17 protein-coding genes are annotated in these 16,773 nt (G+C 73.1%); 1 reads left to right on the top strand and 16 read right to left on the bottom strand.

Annotated elements, in window-relative coordinates; genetic code table 11:
- Positions 1-36: 36 nt before the first annotated feature.
- From AB0J87_RS35375 to AB0J87_RS35315, 13 genes are all read right to left on the bottom strand, one after another.
- On the bottom strand, positions 37-801 hold the full coding sequence (locus tag AB0J87_RS35375; protein WP_350727092.1) for a chitosanase: 765 nt from the start codon (positions 799-801) through the stop codon (positions 37-39).
- 88 nt (positions 802-889) lie between these two features.
- Positions 890-1,492: an FMN reductase gene (locus AB0J87_RS35370; protein WP_363972247.1), complete on the bottom strand. Its 603-nt coding sequence runs from the start codon at positions 1,490-1,492 to the stop codon at positions 890-892.
- A gap of 24 nt (positions 1,493-1,516) precedes the next feature.
- The gene (locus AB0J87_RS35365) at positions 1,517-2,590 is read right to left on the bottom strand and encodes an LLM class flavin-dependent oxidoreductase (RefSeq protein WP_350727094.1); all 1,074 of its coding nucleotides are present in this window, start codon (positions 2,588-2,590) and stop codon (positions 1,517-1,519) included.
- A gap of 196 nt (positions 2,591-2,786) precedes the next feature.
- Positions 2,787-3,443, bottom strand: coding sequence for an epimerase (locus tag AB0J87_RS35360; protein WP_363972245.1), 657 nt, complete (start codon positions 3,441-3,443; stop codon positions 2,787-2,789).
- Entirely contained in the window at positions 3,440-4,012 is a 573-nt protein-coding gene (locus AB0J87_RS35355) for a DUF4291 domain-containing protein (protein ID WP_363972243.1), read from the bottom strand. Before AB0J87_RS35355 ends, AB0J87_RS35360 begins: the two co-directional genes overlap by 4 nt.
- A 41-nt stretch (positions 4,013-4,053) precedes the next feature.
- A complete protein-coding gene (locus tag AB0J87_RS35350; RefSeq protein ID WP_363972241.1) occupies positions 4,054-4,791 on the bottom strand; it encodes a helix-turn-helix domain-containing protein in 738 nt (245 codons plus the stop codon).
- A gap of 85 nt (positions 4,792-4,876) precedes the next feature.
- Positions 4,877-5,998, bottom strand: coding sequence for a rod shape-determining protein RodA (rodA, locus tag AB0J87_RS35345; protein ID WP_363972239.1), 1,122 nt, complete (start codon positions 5,996-5,998; stop codon positions 4,877-4,879).
- On the bottom strand, positions 5,995-7,839 hold the full coding sequence (gene mrdA / locus AB0J87_RS35340) for a penicillin-binding protein 2 (RefSeq protein ID WP_363972237.1): 1,845 nt from the start codon (positions 7,837-7,839) through the stop codon (positions 5,995-5,997). The genes rodA and mrdA overlap by 4 nt, the downstream gene beginning before the upstream one ends.
- Positions 7,832-8,338, bottom strand: coding sequence for a rod shape-determining protein MreD (locus tag AB0J87_RS35335; RefSeq protein ID WP_363972235.1), 507 nt, complete (start codon positions 8,336-8,338; stop codon positions 7,832-7,834). Before AB0J87_RS35335 ends, mrdA begins: the two co-directional genes overlap by 8 nt.
- Before the next feature lie 3 nt (positions 8,339-8,341).
- On the bottom strand, positions 8,342-9,064 hold the full coding sequence (gene mreC / locus AB0J87_RS35330) for a rod shape-determining protein MreC (protein WP_363972232.1): 723 nt from the start codon (positions 9,062-9,064) through the stop codon (positions 8,342-8,344).
- Positions 9,061-10,284 (bottom strand): rod shape-determining protein, encoded by a 1,224-nt coding sequence (locus AB0J87_RS35325; protein ID WP_363972230.1) that lies wholly within the window; start codon positions 10,282-10,284, stop codon positions 9,061-9,063. The genes mreC and AB0J87_RS35325 overlap by 4 nt, the downstream gene beginning before the upstream one ends.
- A 156-nt stretch (positions 10,285-10,440) precedes the next feature.
- The gene (locus AB0J87_RS35320) at positions 10,441-10,872 is read right to left on the bottom strand and encodes a nuclear transport factor 2 family protein (RefSeq protein ID WP_357736056.1); all 432 of its coding nucleotides are present in this window, start codon (positions 10,870-10,872) and stop codon (positions 10,441-10,443) included.
- Between the two features lie 41 nt (positions 10,873-10,913).
- Positions 10,914-13,442 (bottom strand): hypothetical protein, encoded by a 2,529-nt coding sequence (locus AB0J87_RS35315; protein WP_363972228.1) that lies wholly within the window; start codon positions 13,440-13,442, stop codon positions 10,914-10,916.
- 63 nt (positions 13,443-13,505) lie between these two features.
- Between AB0J87_RS35315 and AB0J87_RS35310 the strand changes: the two genes are divergently transcribed.
- A complete protein-coding gene (locus AB0J87_RS35310) occupies positions 13,506-13,973 on the top strand; it encodes a hypothetical protein (RefSeq protein WP_363972226.1) in 468 nt (155 codons plus the stop codon).
- 26 nt (positions 13,974-13,999) lie between these two features.
- On the opposite strand, the gene AB0J87_RS35305 is transcribed toward AB0J87_RS35310, so the two are convergent.
- Genes AB0J87_RS35305 through AB0J87_RS35295 form a run of 3 tightly spaced genes read right to left on the bottom strand, consistent with a single transcriptional unit; the run spans position 14,000 to position 16,739 of the window.
- Positions 14,000-14,830, bottom strand: a complete 831-nt coding sequence (locus tag AB0J87_RS35305; protein WP_363972224.1) for an aminotransferase class IV — start codon at positions 14,828-14,830, stop codon at positions 14,000-14,002.
- Entirely contained in the window at positions 14,827-15,855 is a 1,029-nt protein-coding gene (locus AB0J87_RS35300) for a chorismate-binding protein (protein ID WP_363972222.1), read from the bottom strand. Before AB0J87_RS35300 ends, AB0J87_RS35305 begins: the two co-directional genes overlap by 4 nt.
- Entirely contained in the window at positions 15,822-16,739 is a 918-nt protein-coding gene (locus AB0J87_RS35295; protein ID WP_363972220.1) for a LysR substrate-binding domain-containing protein, read from the bottom strand. Before AB0J87_RS35295 ends, AB0J87_RS35300 begins: the two co-directional genes overlap by 34 nt.
- Positions 16,740-16,773 lie beyond the last annotated feature (34 nt).

The following is a 16,773-nucleotide window of genomic DNA, read 5'->3' as shown; positions in this document are numbered from 1 at the left end:
GGGGCCGGGCAGGGGGCCGCCCTGCCCGTCCGGGCCCTACTTCTTGATCGTGTAGCTGTCGCCGTAGACCTTCCAGGTCAGCGGCGGGTTCAGGTCGAGGTTGCCGTTCTTGAGGAAGACGCGCTGCATCGTGTCCACGCGCGTCGTGTCCTCGTGCGCCTCCTCCGCCTTCATCGCCGCCTTCCTGGCGTCCAGGAACGCGTTCAGGTACGTCACCTCGTTCCCGCCCTGCGCGGGCGGCTTGGCCTTGGCCAGGGCCGACTTCCTGATGCCGCCGAAGCTCAGCTTGTCGCTGCCCGGCCCGTGCATGACCATGGCGTCGTAGTAGACGAACTGGCCGAGCGCGCGCAGCCCGTCCTGCTTGGCCTGGTTGACGGCCGGGTTGAAGTACACGCGGTCGCGCTCGTCGTTCTGGGCCTGCTGGAAGACGGTGTCCTTGGCGGCCGTCTTCCAGTCCTTGGTGAAGTTCGGGTCGAGGCCCTTGTGGGAGGCGCTGCCGTTCACCTTGCGCAGGGCCGGGAGGTATTTGGCGAGGACGTTGCCGGGCTTGCGCTCGGCGTAGAGCTCGACTAACTCCAGCATGTCGCCGGTGCCCGAGCAGAAGCCGATGATCCCCGCCGTGTAGCCGCGGTCGTCGTCGATGTCCTCGATGTAGCCGTACTGGGCTTTCCAGTCGAGCGAGGAGTTCTCCGCGCTGGACACCAGCTGCATGGCGATGTCCTTCTTGTGCGGGTCATCGAGGTCGGCCGGGCCGGTGCCGGTGACGGCGAGGGAGAGGGTCAGGAGTGTGGCGGTCAGCACATGAGCCCCTGGAGGAGAGGGAGGTTAGGAAAGCTTCCTAACGAACCATACTCCGATAAGTCAACCTACGGGGCTCATGTTGTGAAAACTAACCCAAGGGCCGCAACGCGGCCAGCTGCTGCTCGAACGGGACGACCTCCTCCTCGGCCTCGGCCTTGGGCCTGCGGTGCAGCAGCAGGTCGGCCAGCTCCTCGGCGGCGCGGGCGATGCGCGGGCCGAGGCCGTCCGTGAAGGCGTCGGCCGCGCCGCCCCAGTCCTCCGAGGCCGCGTACACGGCGGTGGGGATGACGACGGCGCGCAGGTAGGCGAAGAGCGGGCGCAGCGCGTGCTCCAGCGCCAGCGAGTGCCGGGCCGTGCCGCCGGTGGCGGCGATCAGCGCGGGCTTGCCCGCCAGCGCCCCGTCGTCGATCACGTCGAAGAAGGACTTGAACAGGCCGCTGTACGAGCCGCTGAAGATCGGCGTGACCGCGATGAGCCCGTCGGCCTCCGTCACCGCCTCGATCGCCTCGCGCAGCCGGGCGTTCGGGAAGCCGGTCACGAAGTTGTTCGCGATGTCCACGGCGAGGTCGCGCAGCTCGATCACGCGTACCTCGGCCGGAGCCTGGCGCGTGACGGCCTCCGTCAGGCGGTCGGCGAGCAGGCGGCTGGAGGAGGGCTGGGTCAGCCCCGCTGTGACGACGGCGAGCTTCATCTGGTCGATCTCCTTTCCGATGGGTCAGGCGGTGGCGGGGACGCGGGCCGCGTGGGTGGGCCCGTCCGGGACCTCGGCGGGGCGGTCCTTGGCGAACTCCTTGCGCAGCACCGGCACGACCTCCTCGCCGAGGATGTCGAGCTGCTCCAGCACGGTCTTCAGCGGCAGGCCCGCGTGGTCCATCAGGAACAGCTGGCGCTGGTAGTCGCCGAAGTAGTCCCTGAACTCGAGGGTCCTGTCGATGACCTGCTGCGGGCTGCCCACGGTGAGCGGCGTCTCCGCCATGAACTCCTCCAGCGACGGCCCGTGGCCGTACACGGGGGCGACGTCGAAGTACGGGCGGAACTCGCGCACCGCGTCCTGCGAGTTCTTGCGCATGAACACCTGGCCGCCCAGGCCCACGACGGCCTGCTCCGCGGTGCCGTGGCCGTAGTGCGCGTAGCGCTGGCGGTAGAGGTGGATCAGGCGCATGAAGTGCTCCTTCGGCCAGAAGATGTTGTTGGCGAAGAAGCCGTCGCCGTAGTAGGCGGCCTGCTCGGCGATCTCGGGGCTGCGGATCGAGCCGTGCCACACGAACGGCGGCACTCCGTCCAGCGGGCGCGGCGTCGAGGTGAAGCCCTGCAGCGGGGTGCGGAAGCGCCCCTCCCAGTCGACGACGTCCTCGTGCCACAGCTTGTGCAGCAGGGAGTAGTTCTCGATGGCCAGCGGGATGCCCTGCCTGATGTCCTGGCCGAACCACGGGTAGACGGGCCCGGTGTTGCCCCGGCCCAGCATGAGGTCCACCCGGCCGTCCGCCAGGTGCTGCAGCATGGCGAAGTCCTCGGCGATCTTCACGGGGTCGTTGGTCGTGATCAACGTGGTGGCGGTGGACAGGATCAGGCGCTCCGTCTTGGCCGCGATATAGCCGAGCATGGTGGTCGGCGAGGACGGCACGAAGGGCGGGTTGTGGTGCTCGCCGGTCGCGAACACGTCGAGCCCGACCTCCTCGGCCTTGAGCGCGATCGCCACCATCGCCTTGATCCGCTCGTGCTCCGTCGGCGTCCTGTCCGTGGTGGGGTCAGTGGTGACGTCGCCCACACTGAAGATTCCGAACTGCACTTTAGTCACCATCCATGACTGTTGAACTTTTGACGGCTACGGTAGCGCACAACCCCGCTGAGATATTCCACCATGGTGTGCACCAGTGCGCGGAACCTCCAGCCGGATCACGACAGGCTGGAGTTCGACATCGCCTTCGGCGCGGCATTCCGGGTCCACCGGTACGAGGCGCCCAGGGACGGGGGCGGCTGAGCGACTAGGCGGCCAGCGCGTTGATGTCGGACGGGCCGAGGATGCGCTTGGGCGCGCCGCGCTCGGCGACCGCGATCATGGCCCGTCCGATGCGCTCCGTCGTGGTGACCGCCGACGCGAACAGCCGCCGCAGGATCGGGTAGAGCGGCCGCGTCACCACATAGGCCAGCCGGTAGACCCGGGTCCGCGACGTGACGCCGTGCATCGGCTGGATGTAGCCGGGCCGGAACATGTAAGCCTCGAAGGGCAGCTCCAGCAGCGCGTTCTCGGTCGCGCCCTTCACCCTGGCCCACATCGAGCGCCCCTGGGCGTCGGTGCCGGCGCCCGACACGTACACGAACGTCGAGCCGGGGTTGAGCCGGGCCAGCGTGCGGCCCGCGGACAGGGTGACGTCGTAGGTGATCCGCCGGTAGTCCGGCTCGTTCATGCCCGCCGACGAGACCCCGAGGCAGAAGAAGCAGGCGTCGTAGCCGGCCAGCTCGGCCTCGATCGGGGCGAGGTCGAGCAGGTCGCGGTGGGTGATCTCGCGCAGCTTGCCGTGGACGACCCCCGTCGGGGCGCGCCCGACGGTGAGCACGGCGTCCACCCGGTCGTCGAGCAGGCATTCCCTGAGCACCCCGCGCCCGATCATTCCGGTCGCCCCGAACAGGATCACCCTCATGCCCCGATTGTCTCTCGGATCTCGTCGGGCAGGGGATAGGGCCGCTCCGCGGGCAGCAGGCCGCTCACGTCCGCACGCGCCACGACCGCCGCGCGCACCTCCCGTACCCGGTCGGTGATGTCAATGATCGCCAGCGTCCACTCGTCGACGTAGCGCCGCACGGCCTCGCCGGACAGCCCGACCTGGATCGACCGGTACGGCAGCGCCTGGTGCCGCACCCCGCGCTCGGGATCCCACTGGATCCGCACCGGACTGCGCCGCATCCGGTCCGACCACCCGGGGCGGCGGTCGTCATGGCTCAGGCACGAGTGCGCCAGCGCCCACTCGAACCCCTCCCGCGACAGCGAAATGGCCAGCACCCGCTCCTGGCCGGGCTTGGTCGCCCACCCGCACCGGTACATCATCCACAGGAACGACGGCTTGATCCACGTCATCCGCTCGCGCTTGAACGGCGCCACGAACCGCTGCGCCGCCACGGCGGGCCCGGCGATGGCGGCGTCGTAGGCCTGGTAGACGGTGATCGACTCCTCGGTGTAGGCGGCACGGATCTGCCGGTAGGGCATGTTCATGCGGCCCAGCCTGGCGAAGAGCCGCACCGGAGGGCAACGGATTATGGCCCCGCCAGGTCCCGGACCGCGAGCGCCAGGTGGGCGGTGGCGGGCGTCGGGACGGTCAGGCCGCGGGCCGAGATGCCGATCGCCCACTGCGTCCCCGGCACGACCGCGCTCGCGCACGCCACATCCTCCCTGAACTGCCCGTGCTCCTCCACCACCTGCCCGGGCCGCAGCCCCGCCAGCTCCTCCTCCAGCTCCTCCACGCTCGAAGGGGTCACGGAGGTGAAGCGCTGCATGCCGTGCCCGGTGAGCACGCCGCGCCGGACATGCGGCGGGAGGGACAGCAGCAGCGCCTTGCCGAGCGCGGTGGCGTGCGGCGCCGTCTCCAGGCCCGCCTGCAGGTCCTCCAGCCACGGCGAGCGCGGCCCCTCCGCCACCTCCACCACCATCAGGCGATCGTCGGCGAGCTGGGCCAGGTAGGCGGTGTGGCCGGAGGCGTCGGCCAGGTGCCGCAGCACCTCCGAGGCGCGCGGCGGCCGCTCGAACGACTCCAGCATCTCGTGGAACCGCTCGGCCACCTGCGAGCCCGGCAGGTAGTCGCCGTCGGGCAGCCGGTGCAGGTAGCCCTCGTAGCAGAGGGTTCGGACGAGGTGGTACGACGTGGACAGGTTCAGGCCACATCGGCGGGCGATGACCTTGACCGACAGCGGCCGGTCGGCACGCGAGACCTCTTCCAGCACGCGGAGCGCGCGGGAGACGCTGCGGATCAGGTCGCTGGGTTCTTCCCCGGTCATCCATATAGCATGCCGCCGCGTCGGCTTCTCCGCCCTTACGCGAAGGACCGAGCTTGCAGCCGTTCGGCGGCCGTGACGGCTCCCGCTACGGCTCCATGGCCTTGGTCCGGTGCACGGCCTGAAGCAGCCCGATGGCCACCAGCCCGGCGACCGTGGCCGAGCCGCCGTAGGAGACGAACGGCAGCGGCACGCCCACGATCGGTACGAGGCCCACGGTCATGCCCACGTTCACGAACGTCTGGAACGCGATCCACGACACCAGCGCACCGGCCAGCACGGTCCCGTAAGGGGAGTCGCCGCGCCGGGCGATGGCCAGCCCGCGCCACAGCAGCGCGCCCACGCACAGCACGATGAGCGCCGCGCCGACGAACCCGAGCTCCTCACCCGCGACGGTGAAGATGAAGTCCGTGTGCTGCTCGGGCACGAAGTGCCCGGCGGTCTGCTCGCCGTTGAACAGTCCCTTGCCGTAGAGGCCGCCCGACCCGATGGCGATGCGCGCCTGGGCGGCGTTGTACCCCACGCCGCCCGGGTCGGACGCGGGGTCGGCCAGCACGAGCAGCCGTTCGATCTGGTACGGCCGCACCAGCCCCAGCTTCCAGGCCGCCACGCCCGCCCCCACCGCCCCGGCGAAGAGCACCAGCAGCCACCGCTTGGGCGCCCCCGACACCAGCAGCGCCCCGGTCACCATGGCCGCGAACACCAGCATCGTCCCCAGGTCCGGCTGCAGCGCGATCAGCCCGATCGGCACCGCGGCCAGCACCAGCGCCAGCACCACCCCGCCGAACCCGGGCCGCCGCTGCCCGTCGCGCAGCTCGCCGAGCGGCACCGCGAAGGCCAGCGCCAGCGCCACCTTCGCGAACTCCGACGGCTGGAACCGCACCCCCGGGGCCGGCGCGATCCACGAGTGCGCCCCGTTCACCCGCACGCCCAGCGGGGTCAGCACGCCCGCCAGCGAGACCAGGGCCAGCACGTACACCACCGGCACGTACGCCCGCAGCACCCGCAGGTCGACCCGCGAGACCAGCCACATGAGCGCCAGCCCGAGCCCGACGCCGACCGCCTGCCGCACCAGCAGCGAGTGGTCGCCCTCCATCCGCGTGGCCGACCACACCAGCAGCAGGCCCACAGCCGAAAGGGCCAGCGCCAGCAGCGTCAGGATCCGATCGGGCGCGGCCAGCGTCGGCGCCCACACGAGACGCGACCTCATCGCCTCTCCCTCAGCCCCAGGATCCCTTCCCAGATGTCCCGGGCGGCCGGCGCCGCGCCCTCCGCGCCCCGGCCGCCCTCCGACAGCACGACCACCACGGTGTAGGCCGGATCGGGGGCGAAAGAGGCGAACCAGGAGGTGTCCCGCCGCCCGAACGACTCCGCCGTGCCGGTCTTCCCGGCCACCGCGATCCGGTCGAACGGGAACTTCTCGAAGGCACCCCGCGCCGTCCCCGACCGGGGCACCTGGCTCAGCGCCTGCCTGATGAACCGCAGCGTCTCGCCGGAGGCGGGCAGCCGCCCCGCCACCGGCGGCTGGATCGTCCGCACGGTGCTCCCGTCGGGCCGCACGACCCGCAGGCCCACGCGCGGGCTGTACAGCGTGCCGCCGTTGGCGACGGCCGCGTACGCCCGCGCCAGCTGCAGCGGCGTCACCAGCACGCCGCCCTGCCCGATGGCGAAGTTGGCCGCGTCGCCGCCCCGCCACGCGCCGCCGCCCCGGCAGTTCTCCCCGGCGACGGCCGTCAGGTACGCGGCCCGCCCCCGGTCGGCCAGCTCCGGGTAGCCCTTGACCGCGCGCCGGCAGCTCTCCTCGCGCGTCGCCTGCCAGTACGCCTTCTTCGACGCCGGGTCGGGCACCGCGCCCGCCGCCTCGCCCGGCAGGTCGACGCCCGTCGGCCGGCCGAACCCGAACCCGCGGGCGGTCCTCTGCATGACGTCCGACCCGCGCTCCCAGAGCTGGTCGGCGAGCCGGTAGAAGATCGTGTCGCACGACTCCACCAGCGCCTCGCGCATGGTCATCCGGCCGAGGTCCGCGCTCGCGAAGTTCCTGAACAGGCGGTTGCCGACGGTGTAGCCGCTCGGGCAGTCGTACGTGGCGCCGAGCCCGTACCCGGCGGCCGCGGCGGCGGCCACCGAGGCGACCTTCCACGTGGAGCCCGGCGCCCACTCGCCCTGCACGGCCCGCGACAGCAGGGGCAGCGCCTTGTACTCGCGGGCCGTCACGCCGTCGGTCCACACGCCCGGGTCGTACGAGGGCCGTCCCGCCAGCGCGACCACCCGCCCGGTCTCCGACTCCATCACCACCGCCGCGCCCGACGAACCGCCGCTGCTCGACAGGGCCCGGCTCAGCGCCTGCTCGGCGATGGTCTGGATGCGGGAGTCGATGCTGGTCACGAGCGTGTCGCCGGGAACGGGCGGGTCCAGGCGGATGACCCGGGTGACCCGGCCGGTGTTGTCCACGGCCACCTCCCGCCGTCCCGCCCTGCCGGCCAGTTCCTTGTCGTACACGCCTTCGAGGCCGTCGCGGCCCTTCGCGCCCTGCACGTACCCGAGCGTGTGCGCCGCCGCCGCGCCGAACGGGTAGATCCGGACGGGCCGCAGCTCCGTGCGTACCCCGGGGAAGTCCTGCTGCCGCTCGCTGATCCGCAGCGCCGTGACGCCCTCGGCGACGGGGATCGGCTCGTACGGCGAGCCCTGCCAGCACGGCTGCGCCACCCGCGGCCCGCACGGCCGCACCTTCTCCGCCAGCTGCCGGTACGGCTGCCGCAGCGCCTTCCCCAGCCGGTTGAGCACCGCCGCGCCGCCGTCGGGCTGGTGGGCCAGCTCGACGGCGTCCACCGTGACCACCGGCCTGGTGTTGTTCGTCACCAGCGGCCGTCCGGCCACGTCGAGGATCTGGCCCCTCGTCGGCGGCAGCGACACGGTCCTGATCCGCACCTCGGCTGCCGCCTGCGCGTACCGCGCGCCTCCGGCCACCTGCAGCTGCCACAGCCGCCCCACCAGCGTGAGCATCATCGCCGCGACGACCAGCCGCAGCACGAACAGCCTGGCCCTAGACACGGCGCGGCTCCGCCGCCGAACGGCCGGGCACCGGCCAGGGGTCCCTCGGCCTGCGCCGCGCCCGCGCCGCGCCGACCGCCGCACCCACCGCCGCGCCGAGCGCCACCGTCCAGCCCAGCGTCCGTGGCAGCTCGGGGACGACCCCCGTCCAAGAGGCGTCCCCGAGCGCCACGGCGGCCGCTGCCTGCAGCAGGACGCCCATGGCGGCGCCCGCCGCGGCCACCGGGAACGGCCTGCCCTCGCGCCAGTGGCCGACCAGCAGGCCCACGATCGACAGCACCAGCGCCGTCCGGCCCACCGTGCCGTCGGCGGGTGGCGTCACGTCGGCGGCCAGCCCGGCCACCAGCCCCGCCACGCACCCCCACACCGGCCCCCGGGCCAGCGCCAGCCACACCACGGCCAGCGTCACCAGGTCAGGACCGCCCCAGGGCGACCGGTTGACCAGCAGCACCTGCAGCAGCGGAGCCGCGAACACCAACACCAACACCACCAGCCCCACGGCTCACCGTCCTGGGTCGGGGACGACGACCGAGACGAGGTCGAGCGCGGACAGGCGGGCCGCGGGCCGCACCAGCGCCGTGCGGGTGGCCGCGCCCGAGACCTTCTCGATCGCGCTGACCGTGCCGATGGCCAGCCCGGCCACGTACGGCCGCCCGCCCGCCGAGCCGAGCGTCACCACCCGGTCGCCCACCTTCACGGGCGCGTCCGGGTCGAACAGGCTCAGCCGCAGGCTCCCGTCACCCGGCACGCCCGTGACCAGGCCGAGCTCGCCCGAGCCCGCCATGCGCGCGCCCACGGACGACCCCGCGTCCGTGATCAGCGACACCGTGGCCGTCGCCGGACCCGCCCAGGTGACCTTGCCGACCAGGCCGTCGGCGTTCAGCACCGTCACGTCGCGCACGACGCCCGCCCCGGTCCCGGCGTCGATGGTGACCCGCTGCCCCTGCCCGAACCCCACCACGTGCGCGGCCACGCCCCGCGCGCTCGCCCCGGGCCGTTGCCGGGCCGCCAGCAGGTCGGCCCGCAGCTGCGCGTTCTCGCGCTCCAGCAGCCGCACCCGCTGCTCGCCGCCGAAGGATCTGGTGACCGCGCCGATCGCGTTCTCCAGCGTGCCGAACACGGCCGATCCCGCCGCCCGCAGCGGGGCCAGGGGCGTCAGCGTACGGTCGATCACGACGGTCAGGACGGCGGCGGCGAGCACGAGCAGGACGAACGCCCGCTTCACCGACGGGACCGATCGGGCAGCAGCACGTCACGCATGGCCGGGAAACGTTCGACGCAGCGGCCCGCGCCCAGCGCCACCGAGTAGAGCGGCTTGTCCACGACCCGGATCGGCATGCCGGTGGCCGCGCCCATCCGGTCGGCCAGGCCGCGTAACAGGGCGCCGCCGCCGGTCAGCACGATCCCGTTGTCCAGCAGGTCGCCCGCGAGTTCGGCCGGGCACTGGTCGAGCGTGGCCTGCACGGCGTCGATGATGGCCTGGACCTGGTCCTCGATGGCCTCGCTGATCTGCTCGGAGGTGATGGTGGTGGTCTTCGGCAGCCCGCTGACCAGGTCGCGGCCGCGTACCGGGGCCGAGGTCTTCGGATCGAGCTGCCGCGGCCCGGTCGCGGGCGCCGCGTCGAGCTGCCTGGTCCTGGACCTGAACGGGTTCCAGCGGTGCGGGGCGGGCGGCGGCTCCGGCTCCGCCTCCTCCACGATGACCGCCGTACCCTGCCCGTCGGCGAGGGGGACGCCGACCCGGTGCCTGCCGGGGACGGGGTCGGCGTCGTGCACGGGAGCGGCCCTGACCATGCCCAGGTCGATCTTCAGCCGTTCGGCCGTGCGCTCGCCCAGCAGCAGCGCGTGCTCCTTCTTGGTGTGGGTGATGATCGCCTCGTCCAGCTCGTCGCCGCCCACCCGCAGCGACTTCGCGACCACGACGCCGCTCATGGAGACGATGGCGACCTCCGTGGTGCCGCCGCCGATGTCGACCACCATGTTGCCGGTGGCCTCGCCGACCTTCAGCCCGGCGCCGATCGCCGCGGCCATCGGCTCCTCGATGATGTGCACCCGGCGAGCCCCCGCCTCGTAGGCGGCCTCCTTGACCGCCCGCTGCTCGATGGAGGTGGTGCCGCTCGGGACCGCCACGACGATGCGCGGCTTGGCCAGGAACCTGCTCGGGTGCGCCCTCTGGATGAACATCCGCAGCATCCGCTCGGCCGCGTCCAGATCCGCGATCACGCCGTCCTTGAGCGGCCTGATCGTGGCGATGTGCGGGGGAGTACGGCCCATCATCCGCTTGGCCGCCCTGCCCACGGCCACGACGGTGTTCTTGTGCAGGTTGATCGCGATGACGGAGGGCTCGTGCAGGACGATGCCCTTCCTGCGGACGTAGACGAGAGTGTTGGCCGTACCGAGATCGACGGCTATGTCGTGACCGAGAAGACCCAATGCGAATGCCATGTGCCGCACAGCCTTTCGACCGGAAGGGCAGGGGGACTGCTGCCCGCACTCGCGCTGCCCTGACGGTTTTGACCACAAACGTCTTAACTCTGTACCGGCCCCCGTCCCCGCAGCTCAGCCGGTGTGCCGGGCCGGGTGGCGAGCACGGGAACCGGATCAGCGGGCGGTGCGCCAGGCCTGCTCCTCGACCAGCTCGACGCTGCGCCACCCGCCGGAGGTGCGCCGCAGGCGATGGTGGTACCAGCCGCCGCCGTGCAGGAAGCCCTCGGTGTCCGCGGTGACCATGTCCCTGGTGGGGGCGAGGGTGTCGGTGAAGGGGGCGCTCACGCGCGCCTCGCCGTCCTGGAAGTCGATGGTCGGGGCCCCGATGAGGTGCAGCCGCCCCGGCCAGTGCGGCAGCACCTCGGCGAGCCAGGCCTTGACCTCGTCCCGGGTGCCCCTGATGCCGCCGGTGGCGCGGTAGTCGATCACCGCGTCCGGGCTGAACACCTCGTCGAGCAGGTCCCACTGGCCGGAGTCGATGGCGCGGGTGTAGCGGGCCAGCAGTCCGGTGATTTCGAGTCGATCGGCGATCTCCTGCGTGTCCATGGGGTGATCGTCGCGCTGTGCGCGCTCGTTGGCCAGATCATTCAGCGGCGCAGCAGCCCGGCCAGCCGCTCGCGTGAGGCCCGTACGGTGAACGGCTCGCAGGCCGGGCAGAAGTAGCCGCGGCCGAACGTGAACTCCACGGCGCCGCCCGTGGCCAGGTTGACCAGCACGCGCTCGTTGTCCACGCTCACGGTGCGCGGGTTCTGCGGCGGCGGCATGAGCGGGCGCAGCGCCCCGGCCAGCCGCCGACGGCCCGCCGGGGTGAGCACGGCCGGGGTGAAGATCTCCTGTACGGCGAGCGCCCGGCCCAGGGCCCGGTCGTAGTTGACGGCCCGCCCGGCGTCCCCCGCCATCATGTAGCGGACGGAGATCACGTCGGCGTCGTCGCGCACGACGACGTACGTGGCCGTGACGAGCCCGGTGGCCGCGGGATCGGCCCGCAGGCTTCGCGACGTGCGTTCGACGGCCTCGCGTACGGGCTCGGCGAGCGCCGCGTTGATCCGCGCCGCGTCGGCGCCCTGGGCCCGCGGGTAGGAGACGTCGATCGTGAGCCTCGGGCGCTGCTCCCGCCAGGCGACAGGGCCGATCGCGACCCGCTCGCGGGCCGGGCCGCCCTGCACGGCCGGCGCCGCCGCCACGAGCACCAGCAGCGCCGCGCCGTACAGGAGGATCTTCCGCCGCAGCGGCACCACCAGCGCCGCGGCCACGAGCGGCCCGGCGACGAGGCCCGTCTGCAGCCCGGTGACCGGGTCGAACAGGCCGGCCAGCCCGCCGGCGAGCACCGACAGCCCCCAGACGGCCAGCAACGGGGCCGCGCGGCGCTCCTTCGTGTTCAGCCGGGCGAAGCCGAGGTAGACCAGCCCGGCGAGGAGCAGCACGTAGAGCGCGCCGGTCAGGTTCTCCAGCGGCGGCCGGGTCACGCACAGCACCGGCACGGCCAGGAACGGCGCGTCGGCCCGCCCCACGGGCGGTCCCACGCCGAACCCCTGGAACGCCCCCGCCCCCACGGCGATCACCAGCGCCGCCCCGCCCGCCCGCGCCGCGGCCAGGCCGCGCTCCCGGCGGCTCGGCACGTGCGGGCGCACCTGCTCCTTCCAGGCCCGGTACCGCTCACGCAGCTTGGCCCAGCCCTCCTCGCCCGCCAGCTCGACAATGCGTACGAACCTGGTCAGGCCGACCTGCGAATGCACGATGAACAGCAGCGCCCCGAACACCGGCACCACGAACCCGGTGAACGCGGCGGCCTCCCGGGCGGGCGCGACGTCCAGCGGCCGCTCGCCGGTGACCGCGTGGCCGATCACGCTGCCGAGGTTCCAGGCCAGCGCGGTGGCCAGCGCGAGCGCACCCGTCAGCAGCAGGTAGTCAGAGGCGGGGAAAAGCCGTACGAGCTGCCCCCGGATCGCGACGTACACCAGCGCCGCCGCCGTCACCCCGAACACGGCCACCACCGCCCACACCCACACCACCACGGTCCCGCCCAGCGCCGGATCGGGCGGGGCGAGCAGCGCGAGCGCCCGCAGCGGCGCGGGCGTCCCCTCGTCGAACGTCCGCCGCGTCAGCAGCGGGAACCTCGAGGTGACGGCCAGGCAGAAGTACGTCAGCGCGAGCGCCGCCCCGGCCACCAGCAGGCTCCACCGCCGATCGGGCCGCACGGGATCGGGCGCCGCGGCCGGGCGCTCCCTGGCCGGAACGACCGTCTGGATCCCGATGGCGGCCGCCGCGAGCAGCAACGGGGGCACGGCGACCTGGGCGGGATGGGCGATCAGCGCCGCCCCGAGGTCGCGGAGGTACTCCGCCGCCCAGGCCCAGTCCAGCGGGTCGGCGAGCAGCAGCTCCCGCATGCCGCGGTCGATCGCGACGACGGCCGCGTACACGACCGGGGCGGCGGTCAGCGCGATCCACGCCAGGACGAACGCCCGCCCCGGCCGCCCCTCGACCGGTAATCGCCGCCGCAGCACGCCCTCCAGCGACCCGGCCGCGACGGCGGCGAGCACCACGGCCACCTGGTCGAAGTAGTTCAGCGAGAGCGGCAGCCAGGCGAGCAGCTCCTGCCGCCCGAGGAAGGCGCTCCACACCACCGACCACCCGGCGACCAGGCCCGGCAGCACCCAGCCACGCGGCCGGAACGCCGACGTGCCCTGCTTCGCGGGCCCGGCTGGCGCCGCCCGGGTGACGGCTAGCACCAGCACTGCGGCGAGCAGCGCCGTCGCCATCCCCCAGGAGGCGGCGTACGTCAGGTGCTCCCGAAAGGGCACACCTCGCAGCCGCGCCCACATCAGCACGGCCAGCACCCCCGCGGGACCGCCGGCGAGCCCCCAGCAGACCAGCACCCCCAGCCGCGACCCGCCGAACCCGGCCCACCGGAACGCGAGATACGCCCCGCCGGTCAGCGCGACCGAGAAGGCCACCAGCACCGCCGCCGTGCCCCCGCCCGTCCCGGGGAAGACCAGGACGCCGCCGAAGGCCCGGCCGAGCGGGAATCCGCCCACGGGCGGCAGGGCGGACCCGCCTGAGACGGCGAGCGCGCAGACCACGGCCGCGAGCAGGAAGATACGGGTCGTCTTCGCCACACCTCGTCCTCTGCCCGAGCCGGGTCGGATGCCGCCGCCCGGTGACGGGGAAGTGTCTCACCGGTGAGCGCCACCCGCTGCCGGGTTCGCGGCTACGGCTTCTTCCCCGGCGAGGGCATCGGGGAGTGGAACGAGTCGTCCGACCGCATCGTCCTGGCCCAGGGGCACCACCTGTGCGGCCTGGCCGATCGGCACGGCGGCGACATCGGCGCGCCCGCCGTACGGGACGCGCCCCATGCGTCGCTGCTGCCGGCGCTGGCCTCGCTCTGCCCCTCCGTGGCGCGCTGGGAGGCGGCGCAGGAGAAGCAGCGGCAGGAGGAAGCGGCCGCGTACGTCGCCGGGAAGGAGCGGGCCTGCGCCCGGCACCGGACCCACCGCCCCAGGATCAAGCCGGTCCGCCAGCGGCGCGCCACGATGTTCACCGAGTTCTGGACCGTCGGGGGGTGGGAGGACGGCTCCGAGGGCCGCGTTCCCGACCTGGTCGAGAACCTGGTCGGGAGCGAGCAGAAGGAGCCGGTCGTCCACCGGTGACGCCCGGCACCCCCGCCCCTCGCGGCCTACGGGTTGAGGTCGGCGGCGGAACGCTCGGCGAAGATCCGCATGGCCTTGGTGGTGATCGGGCCGGGAGCGATCGGCAGCTCGGTTTCGTCGACGAGCCTGATCGGCTGGATGTCGCGGGTCGTCGAGGTCAGGAACGCCTCCTCGGCCTCGTACAGCGCCGACAGCGGCACGTCGGTCTCCTCCCCGCCGCACCATTCGAGCACCAGCGCCCTGGTCACCCCGGCCAGGGGGCCGGCCTCGAGGGTGGGGGTGAGCAGGCGGCCGTCGCGGACGATGAAGATGTTGGAGCCGGTGCCCTCGCAGAGGTCGCCCGCCAGGTTGCCGAAGATGGCCTCGCCGCCCCCGCGCTTCTTGGCGAACAGCAGGGCCTTGGCGTTGTCGCCGTACGAGGTGCTCTTGACCCCGGACAGGGCGCCGCGCTCGTTGCGGGGCCAGGGGACGACGGTGACGTTGGCGGTGGCCGGGAACGGCTTCTGCTCGTCCACGATGACGACGGAGGTGGTGCCCTGGTCGCCGCGGTCGGAGCCGAGGGGGCCGGGGCCACTGGTGTAGGTGACGCGGATGCGGCCGAGCGCCCACGCGGGCGCGACGGCCAGGAGCTTGCCGATGCCGTCGGCGATGGCGTCGACGTCGGGCTCGGGCAGGTCCATGCGCTGGGCGGAGAGCGTGAGCCGGTCGAGGTGACGGGTGAGCGCGAACGACCGGCCGTTCACGATCTTGATGGTCTCGAAGACGCCGTCGCCGACCATGAGTCCGTGGTCGAACACCGATACGGTGGCCTGCGCGGGGTCGATCAGCTCGCCGTTGACCCAGACAGGGATGTTCATGTAGTTCCTCCTGTGGATGCCAGTGCGATGAGCCTGGCTGCTTTGAGCTCGGTCTCGAGCCATTCGCGCCTGGGGTCGCTGCCCCAGGTGATGCCCGCTCCCGTGCCGAATCGGAGCTCGCCTTTGCCGTGAGCCAACGGCGAGATCCAGAATGTTCTGATGCCCACGGCCAGCGCCGCCCGGCGGCGGTCGGCGTCGACCCAGCCCACAGCCCCACAGTACGGCCCCCGGGGTGCAGGTTCGAGCTCGTTGATGATGCGCAGAGCCGACGACTTGGGCGCGCCCGTGACAGATCCGGGCGGGAAAGTCGCGGCGAAGAGCTCGGGCCAGCCCGCCCCCGGCGCCAGTCTGGCCCGGACGGTGGAGACGAGATGGACGAGCCCCGGGTGCTCCTCGACGGCGCAGAGCGACGGCACCTCGACCGAGCCGACCGCCGCGACCCTGCCGAGGTCGTTGCGGACGAGGTCGACGATCATGACGTTCTCGGCGTAGTCCTTGTCGAGGAGGTCGTCCGCGGTCGCGCCGGTGCCCTTGATGGGCCTGGACTCCACCACGTCGCCGTCACGCGACAGGTAGAGCTCGGGCGATGCGGACACCACGCTCAGGCCGGGCACCCGGATGACGCCCGCGTACGGCGCGGGGTTGCCCGCGGCCAGCCGGGCGGCCAGGGCGAGCGGGTCGGCGTCGGCCGGGACGGGGGCCGTCAGGATCCGGCAGAGGTTCGCCTGGTAGACCTCGCCCCGCTCGATGTAGCCGCGGATGGCGCGCACGCCCCGCTCGTAGGCGGCCTGATCGAGCGAACTGCGCCACTGGTCGGGCCGGGGCCCGTGCCAGGGGCGGGCGGGAGCGGGCAGGGGAGACTCGCGCACCCGGTCGAACCGGGCACACGTCACCTTGCCCTCGTAGTCGACGACGACAGCCCACCAGCCCTCGCCGTCGAGCGCGGCCAGGTCGGAGGTCACGTCACGCAACCCGGTCGCGTACACGTGACCTAAGTGGGCGAAACCGTCGTACACATTCTCCATTCTCCCAGCATTTCGACGAGCTCCAGCGCGGCCGGCAGCGGCGCCTCGGGCAGGGCCGCGTACACCTTCCGCGCGGGCGCCATCCCCCGCAGCGGGCGCAGCACCAGATCCCCCGGTACGGCCCGCGCCGCCAGCTCCGGCACCAGCGTCACCCCGAGCCCGGCGGCGACGAAGCCGAACTTGCCCGTCCACTCGGCCACCCGCAGCCCGCTGCGCGGCGTGAACCCGGCCGCCGCGCACGCGGTCACCAGCAGGGTCGGCTGGCCGCGCGGGGCGGCCTCGATCCACGTCTCCTCCGCCAGGTCCCGCAGGTCCACGTCGGCCTCGGCGGCCAGGCGGTGGCCGCCGGGCAGCGCGACCAGCAGCCGGTCCTCGCGCAGCGGCACCGTACGGACGCCCTCGGCGGACAGCCCGGCCGGGTAGTCGCTGATCACGGCCACGTCGAGGGCGCCCCCGCGCAGCCGGTCCATCAGCCGCGAGGTCAGCCCCTCGATCAGCCGCAGCTCGACGTCGGGCCGCCGCTCGGCGAACCGTTTCAGCGTGCCGGGCACCAGATCCACGTTCGCCGTGGCGAACGCGCCCACCCGCAGCGTCCCGCCCCGGCCGGTGTGGATGGCGGCCAGCTCCTCGCCCGCGCGTTCGAGCCGGTCGAGCACGGCCGTGGCATGCCGGTGCAGCGCCTTCCCCGCCGGGGTCAGGCGCACCCCGCGCGGCAGGCGCTCGAAGAGCGGCCCGCCGGTGGCGCGCTCCAGCGCGGCGACGCGGCGGGAGACCGCCGACTGGGTGTAGCCGAGCAACTCGGCGGCGGCCGTGAAGGAGCCGCTCACGGCGACCTCGTGGAACAGCCGCAGCGCTCCCGGGTCCAAGGCATTCAGATCTCGCATGGCTGATATGCAATCTAGTCGGTGGTGGAATACC

The organism is Nonomuraea sp. NPDC049625, assembly GCF_040675285.1.
GTDB lineage: Bacteria > Actinomycetota > Actinomycetes > Streptosporangiales > Streptosporangiaceae > Nonomuraea > Nonomuraea angiospora_A.
This window is presented reverse-complemented; position numbering and strand designations above follow the sequence as displayed.

Bases quoted from the DNA above. Each gene is read 5' to 3' on its own strand.
- AB0J87_RS35360 (WP_363972245.1), bottom strand. From the start codon at position 3,443: ATGAGGGTGATCCTGTTCGGGGCGACCGGAATGATCGGGCGCGGGGTG.
- rodA (WP_363972239.1), bottom strand. From the start codon at position 5,998: ATGAGGTCGCGTCTCGTGTGGGCGCCGACGCTGGCCGCGCCCGATCGG.
- AB0J87_RS35300 (WP_363972222.1), bottom strand. From the start codon at position 15,855: ATGGAGAATGTGTACGACGGTTTCGCCCACTTAGGTCACGTGTACGCG.
- AB0J87_RS35325 (WP_363972230.1), bottom strand. From the start codon at position 10,284: ATGGCATTCGCATTGGGTCTTCTCGGTCACGACATAGCCGTCGATCTC.
- AB0J87_RS35320 (WP_357736056.1), bottom strand. From the start codon at position 10,872: ATGGACACGCAGGAGATCGCCGATCGACTCGAAATCACCGGACTGCTG.
- AB0J87_RS35350 (WP_363972241.1), bottom strand. From the start codon at position 4,791: ATGACCGGGGAAGAACCCAGCGACCTGATCCGCAGCGTCTCCCGCGCG.
- AB0J87_RS35295 (WP_363972220.1), bottom strand. From the start codon at position 16,739: ATGCGAGATCTGAATGCCTTGGACCCGGGAGCGCTGCGGCTGTTCCAC.
- AB0J87_RS35370 (WP_363972247.1), bottom strand. From the start codon at position 1,492: ATGAAGCTCGCCGTCGTCACAGCGGGGCTGACCCAGCCCTCCTCCAGC.
- AB0J87_RS35355 (WP_363972243.1), bottom strand. From the start codon at position 4,012: ATGAACATGCCCTACCGGCAGATCCGTGCCGCCTACACCGAGGAGTCG.
- AB0J87_RS35305 (WP_363972224.1), bottom strand. From the start codon at position 14,830: ATGAACATCCCTGTCTGGGTCAACGGCGAGCTGATCGACCCCGCGCAG.